This window comes from Cellulomonas xiejunii (genome assembly GCF_024508315.1).
GTDB lineage: Bacteria > Actinomycetota > Actinomycetes > Actinomycetales > Cellulomonadaceae > Cellulomonas > Cellulomonas xiejunii.
In genome coordinates this window covers 1,964,378-1,976,083 of record NZ_CP101987.1, presented here as the reverse complement: position 1 = coordinate 1,976,083, position 11,706 = coordinate 1,964,378, and the positions used below count along the sequence as shown (strand labels likewise).

Below are 11,706 nucleotides of genomic sequence, written 5' to 3'. Positions count from 1 at the left end.
ACCACACCACCTGCGACGACGAACGCCCCCGGCCGGAGCCGAGGGCGTTCGAGGGGGTGGGCGATACTGGGTTCGAACCAGTGACCTCCTCGGTGTGAACGAGGCGCTCTACCACTGAGCCAATCGCCCGCTGCGCGTGCCACCCGAGGGCGGCACGGGAGACGATGGTAGCGGACGCCGGGCCGATCTCCGAACCGAGGTGCGGACACACGCCGCCGGACGCGTCGGCCATGCACGGCGGGCGGGATCGCGCGGCGAACGGGGCGAAATGTCGGTTTCGGCACCCGGGAGAGCGACGGGCAACGTTTTCCATCCGCACTGAAAGGGTCCGGGCGGGTGAACTGTGGTCCCGCATCGGTCCAATAGGACATCTGTCCTGCCATGATGTGACTTCACGGGCCGGCCGGGCCTCATCATGCGACAGGAGAACCCGATGGCGGATTCGTCCTACGACGTCATCGAGGTCGTGGCCATGCAGCTCATCGGATCCGATGCCACCGTCATCCCGGTATCCGCAGAGATGTGCTTCCGCACCACCGACCCGTACACGGTTCGCGCCGTCTTCACCGGCGCTCACACGATGTCGACGTGGCTCCTCGGCCGCGAGCTGCTCGCGCAGGGCGTCCAGGCGGTCGCGGACGCGCCCGCCGGCACCGGCGACGTGCAGGTGTGGCGCGACGACGACCCGGACTACACCCTCGTGTCGCTCTCGGGCGTCGAGGGCAGCGCGCTGCTGGCCGCGCCGACGGAGCCGCTGCTGCGGTTCCTCGCCGCGACCGAGTCCCTCGTCCCCATCGGGGCCGAGTCGGACAAGATGGAGGGCGAGATCACCGCGCTCATCGCGGCGCTCCTCACCGCCTGACACGCGCACCCGCACCACCACCAGCCGGTCCCGCCACGCGGGGCCGGCTGTCGTGCGTCCGGGCGTCACTCCCGGGCCCCGAGCGCCCTCCGGGCGTCGCAGGCCGCGAGCGGCGCGTACAGCCGCCCTCAGCGGGTCGTCAGCAGTGCCCGCAGCCACCGACGACGCACTCGACCGTCGTCGACGGCAGCTGAGCCGCAGGTGGTCGACCCGCTGCGACCCGCCGGGGCGGCGCGCGCCACCTGCGACAAGGCCGTCGCAGCCCTCCTGCGAGCCCTTCGCGGACGCCCCGCGCCACGCCCGGACGAGGGCCGGTTGGACTCTCGTCGATGTTGTCGTCTAGAGTCTTCGACGCACCAGGAACGCCGGTGAAACGGCGGTACTGACGCGCGGACGTGGCTCAGTGGTAGAGCATCACCTTGCCAAGGTGAGGGTCGCGGGTTCGAATCCCGTCGTCCGCTCGGAGGCTCTCCTCTTCGGCTCCCAGCCGTGGTGGACTGCGGTCTCACAGCGGTGGAGTGGCCGAGAGGCGAGGCAGCGGCCTGCAAAGCCGTATACACGGGTTCGAATCCCGTCTCCACCTCGTATGCACTCCCATGGGCGATTGGCGCAGCGGTAGCGCGCTTCCCTGACACGGAAGAGGTCACTGGTTCGATCCCAGTATCGCCCACCAGCAAGGCCCCAGGTCATCGACCTGGGGCCTTCGTTGTGCTCGGGGACGGGACGGGACGGGACGGGACGGGCGGCGCACAGGACCGCTGCTCGCCCCGGACATCCCCCGCCTCGACCCCGTCCTGCCGCCGTGGCACCAGGAACGGCAACCACGCGAACGCGGAGGCATATCCCCCGTGCAGCTCCGCGAATCCTCCCGACACAGACGGACGACCCAGAACAAGAGAACAAGGCACAGTCCTCGCGTCCGTGCAGTTCCCGGCGCCGAAGAAGGCGGAGCACGCCTCGTGAACAGCGGGAAGGCCGCGACGGCGGGGTGACCACGACGAAGAACAACGCACCGCCGGACATCGGGACCGTCCCGTGCGGGTGCGACGCACGGTCGCCGACACGATCGACACGCGCCGCGCGGGCAGCCCGGTGGAGACCTCTGCCCTGCGCGGAGGAGTCGGCGTGACGAGTCCCGCGCACGCGGGGACGCTCATCCCCGCAGCCGTACCCGCCACCGCTCCCACGGCGGCATCACCTGCCACTGCCGCCGCAGGGTGCGGAACGCGCGTCCGAAGCGCCGGAGCCACTGCCGCCCCGGACGCACGGACCGGGCCGAGACCCCCACGCGCCACGTCCGGTCCACGACGACCCGGGCCGCGGGGCCGAGCGCCATCGCGAGGTCCAGGTCGTCGTGGACGTCGTCCGTGCGGGTCACCTCGCCTCGGACCCGCTGCCAGGCGCTCGTGCGGAGCGCCGTCGACGACCCCCACAGCACCGGGTGCCCAGCGGCGAGCGCACCGAGGGCGTAGTACGACCCGAGGTACGTCCGGGCGAGCAGCGCGCCCCACGGCACCGGCAGGTCGAACCGGCCCCAGCCGCTGACGGCCTCGATGTCCGGGTCGCGCAGCACGTCCAGCGCGTGGGCCACCCAGTCGGGGCCGGGGCGGGAGTCGGCGTCCAGGCGCAGGATGACGTCGCCGCGGGCGGCGTCGTACCCGGTCGCGACGGCCGCGGGGATGCCGACGCGCGGCTCGTGGACGACGCGGGCGCCGTGCCGTCGGGCGACGTCGACCGTCTCGTCCCGAGACGCGTTGTCGACGACCACGACCTCGTCCGGGACGCGGGTCTGACGCGCGAGGAGCGCGAGGCACACGGCGAGGTGGTCGGCGTCGTCCCGGGCGGGGACGACGACCGAGACGACGACGTCGCGCCCGTCGCCGGACGTCGCCGGCGCAGCGGTGGCGTCCGGGTCCACGGTCCTCCTGCCTGGTCACGACCACGTCGGGGCTTGTCCGCACGATCGTGACGGCTGCACCCCACGCCCGCCACCGGTACCCGCCGGTTCGCGAGGCGCGGCAGACGGTCGACACCGCGCGGTCCTGCTGCTGGGGGCGGCGCTGCTCGCCGGGGCCGCCGCCGCCACCGGGCCACGGCACGTCGACCGCGTGGTCGAGGGCTGGATCTCGCGCGGGGAGCCGTACCCCGGCACCTGGTACGGCGTCCCGCTCGGGGTCGGGACCGTGCTCGTGGTGCTCGCCACCCACGTCGTGCTGCGCCTGGTGGCGGCACGGTCCGCGGTGAGCGTCGTCGGCGTCGTGCGCGTGGTCCTCGCCGTCCGCCGCGGCACGCCCCGAGCACGTCGGTGGCCGCCGCGCTGCTCACGCTTCCGCGGACACCGCGGGCGACCACGTCGCCGACGCCTGCGCGGTGACCGCGTCGTACCGGTCCAGCACGATCGTCGCGAGTCGCGGATCAGGGGCCAGTGCGTCCGTCACCACGTCAGCACCTGCCTCCAGCACCCGGTCGAGGAAGAACCCGGGTGCGAGCAGGTACGAGGCGATCACCACGCGCCCGCCCGGGGCCAGCTCGGCGCGTGCCGCAGCGACGGCCTCCGCGACGCGCGGGTGCGCGCCCGCGCCGTAGCCGACGGTGACCGGACGTGCCAGGTGCGCCGCGAGCGCGGCCACCACGACGCGGACGGCGTCGGCGGCCTCCGGGTCGGTCGAGCCGGCCGCGGCCAGCACGACGGCGTCGTCCGGAGCCAGCCCGGCCGCGGCGAGCCGGTCGGCGAGGATCTCGACGAGCAGCGGGTCGGGACCCAGCGGGCGCGCCGCAGCCGCGCCCGGGCGGTCGACCGACCCGTGGATGTCGACCTTGACGTGGAACCCCACCGACAGCAGCAGCGGCACCACGACGGCGGGTGCGGACCCGACGGCTGCCGCCACGACGGCGTCGACCTCGGGCTGCTGCACGTCGACGAACGCCTCGCGCACGTCCAGGTCGGGACGCGCCAGAGCGACGTCCTGCAGGATCGACGCGATCGCCGCGCGTCCGGGGACGCTGTCGGTGCCGTGGGAGCAGCCCACCAGGACGGGCGCCGGGGTGGACGTCATGACTGCTCCTGGAGCTCGATCCGGTAGCCGCGCTTGACCACCGTGCGGATGAGCGCGCGGCTGCCGGTGGCGTCCCGCAGCCGTGCGATCGCGACCTCGGCCGCGTGCGGGTCGGACGATACCCCGGGCAGCGCCGCGAGCACACGGTCGCGCGGCACCACCGAGCCGCGCGCGTGCGCGAGCAGCCGCAGCACCTCCAGGCCCGTGCGGGACAGCGGCAGGACCCGGCCGTCGAGCACCGCCGCGCCGCGCCGGACCCGCAGCGGGCCCGCCACCGTGTCGAGCGCCTCGATGCCCCCGTAGTGCGTCACGACGGCCCGCACGAGCGACCCGAGCCGCCCCCGGTCCGGCACCAGCGGGTCGATCCCCGCCTCGATCAGCGGCCTGGCCGTCACAGGTCCGACGGCCGCGAACACGACCCCGCCCGACGCGTGCCGACGCACGACGCCGTCGAGGACGCCCGCGTCCTGCGCCGCGGACACCCACGCCGCGGCGCCGGGCGCGGACGTGAAGACGACCGTGTCGATCTCGCCCTCCGCGACCGCACGCGCGGACTCCCGGACCAGCGCGGGGTCCGGGGGCGGGCCCCAGCGGTACACGACGACGCTGCGCACCCGGGCACCGGCGAGCGCGAACGCCTCGTCGAGCCCGTCCCCGCCGGCGCCGTGGTGCTGGATGACGATGTCGCGGCCCGCGACGCCCTCGTCCAGGAGCGTCTCGCCGATCTCGGCGCTCGTCTCGGACTCCGCGACCCAGTCGGCGCTCAGACCGGCGGCCTGGATGGCGCCGCGCGCCTTGGGACCGCGCGCGACGATGCGGGTCGCCGCGAGGACCTCGAGCAGGCGGTCGGCGACGCCCGCGGCGTCGGCGGCCTCGATCCAGCCGCGGAACCCGATGCCGGTCGTCACCACGACGGTGTCCGGCGGGTCGGCCAGCAGGTCGCGCGTGCGCTCGAGGAGCAGTGCGTCGTCGGTGTGCGGCACCATGCCGAGCGCGGGCGCGTGCCGCACGGTGGCACCGCGGCGCTCGAGGGCGGCGCTCAGCTCGGAGGCCCGACGGTCGGCGGTGACGAGCACGACGCAACCGGCCAGCGTCTGGTCGATCATCTGCCCCGTCACGCGCCCATTCTCGCCGGGTCCGGGGACAGGGCGTCCACGGGTTCGCCCTGCGGGACGTCGAGGAGCCCTGGACGGGCGACCTCGCCGATCACGACGACGGCCGGCGAGCGCACCCCGCGCGCGCCGCACAGCGCCGCGACCTCGTGGAGGGCCCCCCTCGTCACACGCTGGTCCGGCAGGGTGGCCTGCTCGACGACGGCCACGGGGACCTCGGGGTCGACGCCGCCGCTCAGGGCGTCACGCACGAGCCCGGGCAGCGCCGCGACACCCATGAGGACGACCACCGTGCACGATCGGTCGCGCAGGCCGGTCAGCGCGGCGGCGGACCACCCGTCGGTCCCGTTCATGACGTGCACGGCGCCCACGACGCCACGGTGGGTCAGGGGGATCCCGGCGGCCGCAGCCGCCGCGAACGCGTTGCTCACGCCGGGGACGACCGTCACGGGAACACCCGCGGCGCGGCACGCGACCACCTCCTCGCCGCCACGCCCGTACACGAACGGGTCCCCGCCCTTGAGCCGCACGACCAGGCGCCCGCGCTGCGCGTGCTCGACGAGGATCCGGTTGATCTCGTCCTGCGGCACCGGGTGGTGACCGGGCGACTTGCCGACGTCGATGACCTCGACGTCGGCGGGCAACTCGTCGAGCACGTCGGTGGGGCCCAACCGGTCGGCGACGACGACGTCGGCCTCGGCCAGCGCGCGCCGCCCCGCGACCGTCAGCAGACCGACGTCACCGGGGCCGCCACCGACCAGGACGACCCGACCGCGGTCCGCTGCCGCACGCCGGCGCCGCAGGTCGACGTCACCGGCCCGCAGGTGCGCGGCCAACCGGTCGCGCACCTGCACGGTGCGACGCGGGTCGGCGCCCGTCGTCGACACGACACCCACCAGCACGTCGCCGGCGCGCGCCGTCGCGGGCGTGCGTGCGGTCCCGGCCGCGGGCCGGCGCGGCCCACCCGCGTCCACGCAGAACACGCGGCGCGCGGTGGCCCACCCGACGACCGCGGCGTCCGTGGTCCGCTCGCCCGTGGCCGTGTGGACCAGCCAGACGTCGTCGAGGTCGGTCTCGATCACCTCACGGTCCGACCACCGCGCCCGACCCGCGACGACCAGGTCCGCGAGCGGTTCACACACGTGCGGCGCGACGACGTGGACGCGCGCACCCTGGTCCGCGAGCGCCTCGGCGCGCCGGGCCGCAACCGGTCCCCCGCCGACCACGAGCACGGGGCGGTCGGTGAGCTCGACACCGAGCAGCGTGGTCACGCGGTGCCCCCGCCGACGGCGACCCGCACGTCGCCGTCCGCGACCTGCACGGTCCAGGTCCGCAGGTCCGGCGCGCAGCCGACGACGGGCTGCTTGCCGGCGGGGTCGAGGCACGCGCCGGTCCGCAGGTCGAACACCTGCTTGTGCATGGGTGAGGCGACCGTGGGCACGTCCTGCCCGTCGACCCGCCGTGTGCCGACGATGCCGCGCGCCATGACGTGCGCGTCGCTGAACGGGTCGTGGTGCTGCACGGCCAGCACGGTGTCGTCGAGCAGCCGGAACAGGGCGACCTGCGTGAGCACGGGTGCGCCGGCGATCTCGTCCGGGACGAGGGCGGCCGCACCGCGCTCACGCGCCAGGTCGTCGAGCCGGCACACGGTGAGCCACGTCGTGGCACGTTCGTCGAGCGTCGTCATGACCGGACCTCCAGGGTGGTGCCGGCGACGAGCACGGCGCGCTCGTCGGCGGAGGCGGGGCGCACCTGGCCGCGCTCGGGGACGTAGGCCAGGGACGGGTCGGGGACGTCGGGCGCGTTGACGAACGAGGCGAACCGCTTGAGCTTCTCCGGGTCGTCGAGCGTCGCGCGCCACTCGTCCTCGTAGTCCTCGACGTGCCTCGCCATCTGCTCGTCGAGGTCGGCGCAGATCCCCAGGGCGTCCTCCAGGACGACCGCCCGCACGCCGTCGAGCCCGCCCTCGACCTCCTCGATCCAGGGGGCGGTGCGCTGCAGCCGGTCGGCGGTGCGCACGTAGTACAGCAGGAAGCGGTCGATCGTCCGCACGAGGGCCTCGGTGTCCAGGTCCTCGGCGAGCAGCCGGGCGTGCCGCGGCGTGAACCCGCCGTTGCCGCCGACGTAGACGTTCCAGCCCTTGTCGGTCGCGATGACACCGACGTCCTTGCCGCGGGCCTCGGCGCACTCGCGCGCGCACCCCGAGACGCCCAGCTTGATCTTGTGCGGTGAGCGCAGGCCGCGGTACCGCAGCTCGAGCATCACGGCCAGGGCGACGGAGTCCTGCACGCCGAACCGGCACCACGTCGACCCGACGCACGACTTCACGGTGCGCAGCGACTTGCCGTACGCGTGCCCGGACTCGAAGCCGGCGTCGACGAGCCGGCGCCAGATCAGCGGGAGCTGGTCGATGCGGGCCCCGAACATGTCGACGCGCTGACCGCCGGTGATCTTCGTGTACAGACCGAAGTCGCGCGCGACCTCCCCGACCGCGATGAGCCCCTCGGGGGTCACCTCGCCACCCGCCATGCGGGGCACGACCGAGTACGAGCCGTCCTTCTGCAGGTTCGCCATCACGTGGTCGTTCGTGTCCTGCAGCGTCGCCCGCTCACCGTCCAGGACGTGCGCCGGGGCGGTCGTCGCGAGGATGGACGCGACGGCGGGACGGCAGATGTCGCAGCCGCGCCCGTGGGTGCCGAACCGCTCGACGACCTCGGTGAAGGTACGCAGACCTGCGACCCGGACGGCGTCGTAGAGCTGCGCACGTGACAGGGTGAAGTGCTCGCACAGCGCGCTGCTGACGGTGACGCCGAGCTTGCCGAGCTCGGTGGCCATGAGCTTCTTCACCAGCGGCAGGCACGACCCGCAGCTGGTGCCGGCCCGGGTGCACGCCTTGACGGCGCCGAGGTCGTGGCAGCCGTCCTCGGCGACCGCGTGGCGGATCGCACCGGCGGAGACGTTGTTGCACGAGCAGACGCTCGCGTCGTCGGGCAGCTCGAGGTCCGGTGCGCCCGCTCCCCCCTCCGGCAGCAGGAACGCGGCGGGGTCGCCGGGCAGCTCGCGGCCGACCATGGGGCGCAGGCTCGCGTACGCCGAGGCGTCGCCGACGAGCACCCCACCCAGCAGGGTGCGGGCGTCGTCGGACATGACGAGCTTCTTGTACACCCCGCCCACCGGGTCGGCCCACACGACCTCGAGCGCGCCGGGGGTACGCGCGAATGCGTCCCCGAAGCTGGCGACGTCCACCCCGGCGAGCTTGAGCTTGGTGGCCGTGTCGGCGCCGGGGTAGACCGCACCGCCGCCGAGCAGCCGGTCGACCGTCACCTCCGCCATCGTGTATCCGGGGGCGACCAGGCCGATGCAGGCACCCCGGATGCAGGCGACCTCCCCGACCGCGGACACGTGCGGGTCGTCCGTCAGGCAGGTGTCATCGACGACGACCCCGCCGCGCGGGCCGATCGGCAGCCCGCAGTCGCGGCCGAGCTCGTCCCGCGGCCGCACGCCCGCGGCCACCACGACGACGTCGGCGTCGAGGCGCGTGCCGTCGGCCAGCTCCACCCGGCCCACGCCGCCGCGCCGGTGCGGCACGACCCGCGTCGTCATCGACTGCGTGCGCACACCGATGCCGAGGCGGTTGACGAGGCGACGCAGCGCCTCGCCGCCGCCGAGGTCGACCTGCGCGGACATCAGGTGCGTGTCGACCTGCAGCACCGTCGGGCGGGCGCCGAGCGCGTCGAGCGCACCCGCCGCTTCCAGACCGAGCAGCCCGCCGCCGAGCACGACGCCGCGCACGGACCGCTCCGCTGCGAGGTCGGTGACGTAACCCCGCAGCGCGGCGACGTCGTCGAGCGTGCGGTACACGAACACGCCGTCGAGGTCCGCACCCTCCATCGGCGGCACCCACGCGAACGACCCGGTCGCCAGGACGAGGTGGTCGTAGCCGAACGTCCGGCCGGACTGCGCCGTGACCGCACGCGCGGCCCGGTCGATCGCGACCGCCTTGTCCCCCCGCACGAGGGTCACGAGCGGGTCGTCCCACAGCGCCGGGTCCCCGAGCGCGAGGTCCTCGGGCGTGCGCCCGGAGAAGTAGCTGGTCAGGGCGACGCGGTCGTACGGGCGACGCGGCTCCTCGGCCAGGACCGTCACCCGCCACGCCCCGGTGGTGTCGCGGTCGCGCAGCGCCTCGACGAGGCGTTGCGCCACCATGCCGCCGCCGACGACGACGAGGTGACGGGGGTCCATGGGGCCTCCTGGTGCGATCCGGCGCGGTCCGTGCGGGCGAGCGCGGGGGTGGGACGTGTCGACGACGCTACGAACCGGCCGTTTCGGGCAGGCACCCGGACCCGTTTCGGCCCCGGAACTTTTCCCTCTCACCCCCGGGCGCGTCGATGTGAGCCCGCACGCCGGCCGTGCCTCCGCACTCCTCGCGGGGGCGACGGCCGGATCTCAGTTGCGCGCCCCGGTCGATGAGTGGACCGGCCACCCCCGCCGCGTCTTGACCAGCGGAAGCGCGTACGGGCCCACCTTGCTCGTGGTCAGGCCCGTGCCGACGAGCGCCTCGGCCATCGACACGCCTGCCGTCACGGCATCGACGACGGGCACGTCCAGCGCCCGGGACACCTCCTGCCGCACCGCCGTGAACCCGGCGCACCCGAGGCAGAGCACGTCGGCACCGGCCGCCAGCGCCCGGGTCCCCGCCTCGACGAACGCCTCGATCGTCCGGTCGGTGTCCTGGCCGACGGCCAGGACCGGGAGATCGGTCGCCTCGATCGCGGCGCAGCGCGCGGCGAGCCCCGCCGTCACGAGGCTGTCGTGGATCTGCCCACGCACCCGCGGCAGGGTCGTGACGATGCCGTAGCGGTGCCCGAGCAGCAAGGCCTGCATGGCGGCCGCCTCGGTGATGTCGACGACCGGGACGTCCAGGAGCTCGCGGGCGCCCTCCCTGCCGTGCTCGCCGAACCCGGCCATGACGACCGCGTCGACGTCCCGCACGGTCGTGAGCAGGTCGAGGACCGCGGCCGCGGTGATGAAGCTGTCGTAGAAGCCCTCGGCCGAGACGGGGCCCCAGGACGGCTGCAGCGCAAGGATCTCGGTCCCGGGCGCGGCCGCGGCCCGGGCACCCTCACCGATCTCCGCGGTCATCGCCTCGGAGGTGTTGCAGTTGACCACGGCGATGCGCATGGCCCGTCCGCCGGTACTGCGCCGCTCAGGCGAAGACACGGCGCACCTGACCCCAGCCGGGCTCCGTCAGGTGGGACTGCAGACCGGCGGCGACGACGTGCCCGACGGCCACGCGCTGCGCCTCGGCGACCACCGCGGGCGCATCGACCCTTGTCGGCACGCCGGCCTCGAGGAGGACCTCGCCGCCGACGAGGACCGTGTGGACGTCGCGGCCGCTGGCCTGCCCGACGATCCGGTGCACGGGCATCCACCAGGGCGTCAGGTGCGGGCTCTCCACGTCGATGAGGGCGAGATCGGCCCGCTTGCCGACCTCGATCGAGCCGATCTCGTCGTCCATGCCCAGCACACGGGCTGCGTCGACCGTGATCATCTCGAGCAGCTTGCCCGGAGGGAGGAGGTAGGGGTCCCGCTCACGCACGACGTGCGCGTCACGCACGGCGCGCGCGGCCAGCAGGAGGTCGAACGGCCGCTGCGGTGCACTGCCGTCCGTGGTCGCGGCGACCACGACGCCCTGCGCCATGAGGGACGGCACGTCGACCAGCCCACCGGGGGCGTGCGAGAAGTGCGTACCCGTCGCCGCGAGCATCGTGATCTCCTCGGCGTCGAGCCCGACGCCGTGCTGCAGGTGGACGTGCGGCCCGAGGATGGCGGTGTCGGGATCCTGCAACGCGAGTCGCACATGGCCCCCGAAGGCGTCGGAGTGGATCCGGGTGCCCGTCCGACGGGCGAGGTCGAGCACGGCCGCACCGTGCGCACGGTCGGCGTCGGTGAGGCGGACCGCCCGGTGTGGCGTCGACGGGCCGGAGGGGTACAGCGACGGGACGATGGTGAACGGAGTGACGAAGACGCGTGTCAGACCGTCCCGCGTGCCGTCGAGCTCACGGATCACCGCCTCCGTGACGTCGATCATGTCCGCGAGGCTGCTCGTCCGACTCTGCCAGCCGTCACCGTCGGGGACGGCCGTCGGATGGGGCAACGGGTTCCCGGAAGGCCCGATGCCGATGACGTCGGCGACGCCGACCTCGGCGTAGCCGCGGGCGTGGGCGGCGCTGAAGACCGTCTGGTCGGCACGGGGGCGCGACCCCATGACGCTCACGGACGTCGTCACACCGTTGCCCAGCCGGTCCATGGCCGAGAGGAGGCCGTCGAGGTACCAGTACTCCTCGGTGGTCCGTGCGAAGTAGAACGGCGTGACGACGTCCATCCACACGTCCGGCCGGTCGGCCCCGAGGGTCTTGAGCAGGCTGTGACCCGCGTGCCCGTGGGCGTCGACGAGGCCCGGGATCACCGCGAAGGACGGTCCCCCGATCCGCTCCGCGACGTCCGAGTGCTCGACGTCGATCCGCGAGCGCGGCCCGACGTCGACGATGCGGCCCTCGTCGACGACGACCGCCGCGTCGTCCAGCACCCGACGCTGCTGGTCCATCGTCACGATTGTGCGTCCGTACACGATCTTCATCGGTGGTCTCCTGGGCGATGGTGCCAGAGGCGTCGG

General features: G+C 74.2%; 9 protein-coding genes and 4 tRNA genes. 4 read left to right on the top strand and 9 right to left on the bottom strand.

The window, feature by feature from the left end; translation table 11 throughout:
- Nucleotides 1-57: 57 nt before the first annotated feature.
- A tRNA-Val gene (locus tag NP048_RS09030) sits at nt 58-129 on the bottom strand.
- Nucleotides 130-433: 304 nt separating this feature from the next.
- Here NP048_RS09030 and NP048_RS09025 point away from each other — a divergent pair.
- The 4 genes from NP048_RS09025 (at nt 434) to NP048_RS09010 (ending at nt 1,535) form a co-directional block, all read left to right on the top strand.
- The gene (locus tag NP048_RS09025) at nt 434-862 is read left to right on the top strand and encodes an SsgA family sporulation/cell division regulator (RefSeq protein WP_227578660.1); all 429 of its coding nucleotides are present in this window, start codon (nt 434-436) and stop codon (nt 860-862) included.
- 389 nt (nt 863-1,251) lie between these two features.
- Nucleotides 1,252-1,323: transfer RNA gene (locus tag NP048_RS09020), tRNA-Gly, on the top strand.
- Between the two features lie 51 nt (nt 1,324-1,374).
- Nucleotides 1,375-1,445 (top strand) — tRNA-Cys (locus NP048_RS09015).
- Between the two features lie 15 nt (nt 1,446-1,460).
- Nucleotides 1,461-1,535: transfer RNA gene (locus NP048_RS09010), tRNA-Val, on the top strand.
- A gap of 480 nt (nt 1,536-2,015) precedes the next feature.
- Here the strand turns inward: NP048_RS09010 and NP048_RS09005 are convergent.
- From NP048_RS09005 to NP048_RS08970, 8 genes are all read right to left on the bottom strand, one after another.
- Complete coding sequence (locus NP048_RS09005; RefSeq protein WP_227578659.1) at nt 2,016-2,780, bottom strand: glycosyltransferase family 2 protein; 765 nt, start codon at nt 2,778-2,780, stop codon at nt 2,016-2,018.
- Between the two features lie 403 nt (nt 2,781-3,183).
- On the bottom strand, nt 3,184-3,918 hold the full coding sequence (locus NP048_RS09000) for a sirohydrochlorin chelatase (RefSeq protein ID WP_227578658.1): 735 nt from the start codon (nt 3,916-3,918) through the stop codon (nt 3,184-3,186).
- Nucleotides 3,915-5,024, bottom strand: a complete 1,110-nt coding sequence (locus NP048_RS08995) for a uroporphyrinogen-III synthase (RefSeq protein WP_227578767.1) — start codon at nt 5,022-5,024, stop codon at nt 3,915-3,917. The genes NP048_RS09000 and NP048_RS08995 overlap by 4 nt, the downstream gene beginning before the upstream one ends.
- An 8-nt stretch (nt 5,025-5,032) precedes the next feature.
- Nucleotides 5,033-6,301, bottom strand: coding sequence for a uroporphyrinogen-III C-methyltransferase (cobA, locus tag NP048_RS08990; protein WP_227578657.1), 1,269 nt, complete (start codon nt 6,299-6,301; stop codon nt 5,033-5,035).
- A complete protein-coding gene (locus NP048_RS08985; protein WP_227578656.1) occupies nt 6,298-6,717 on the bottom strand; it encodes a nitrite reductase (NAD(P)H) small subunit in 420 nt (139 codons plus the stop codon). The genes cobA and NP048_RS08985 overlap by 4 nt, the downstream gene beginning before the upstream one ends.
- Entirely contained in the window at nt 6,714-9,272 is a 2,559-nt protein-coding gene (gene nirB, locus NP048_RS08980; RefSeq protein WP_227578655.1) for a nitrite reductase large subunit NirB, read from the bottom strand. The genes NP048_RS08985 and nirB overlap by 4 nt, the downstream gene beginning before the upstream one ends.
- A gap of 204 nt (nt 9,273-9,476) precedes the next feature.
- Nucleotides 9,477-10,211 carry an aspartate/glutamate racemase family protein gene (locus tag NP048_RS08975; protein WP_227578654.1) on the bottom strand — a complete coding sequence of 245 codons (735 nt, stop codon included), beginning with the start codon at nt 10,209-10,211 and terminating at the stop codon, nt 9,477-9,479.
- Nucleotides 10,212-10,236: 25 nt separating this feature from the next.
- Nucleotides 10,237-11,670, bottom strand: a complete 1,434-nt coding sequence (locus NP048_RS08970) for an amidohydrolase family protein (protein WP_227578653.1) — start codon at nt 11,668-11,670, stop codon at nt 10,237-10,239.
- Nucleotides 11,671-11,706 lie beyond the last annotated feature (36 nt).

Coding starts and splice junctions, on each gene's coding strand:
- NP048_RS08975 (WP_227578654.1), bottom strand. CDS start 10,211: ATGCGCATCGCCGTGGTCAACTGCAACACCTCCGAGGCGATGACCGCG.
- NP048_RS08970 (WP_227578653.1), bottom strand. CDS start 11,670: ATGAAGATCGTGTACGGACGCACAATCGTGACGATGGACCAGCAGCGT.
- NP048_RS08995 (WP_227578767.1), bottom strand. CDS start 5,024: ATGATCGACCAGACGCTGGCCGGTTGCGTCGTGCTCGTCACCGCCGAC.
- NP048_RS09025 (WP_227578660.1), top strand. CDS start 434: ATGGCGGATTCGTCCTACGACGTCATCGAGGTCGTGGCCATGCAGCTC.
- NP048_RS08985 (WP_227578656.1), bottom strand. CDS start 6,717: ATGACGACGCTCGACGAACGTGCCACGACGTGGCTCACCGTGTGCCGG.
- NP048_RS09000 (WP_227578658.1), bottom strand. CDS start 3,918: ATGACGTCCACCCCGGCGCCCGTCCTGGTGGGCTGCTCCCACGGCACC.
- nirB (WP_227578655.1), bottom strand. CDS start 9,272: ATGGACCCCCGTCACCTCGTCGTCGTCGGCGGCGGCATGGTGGCGCAA.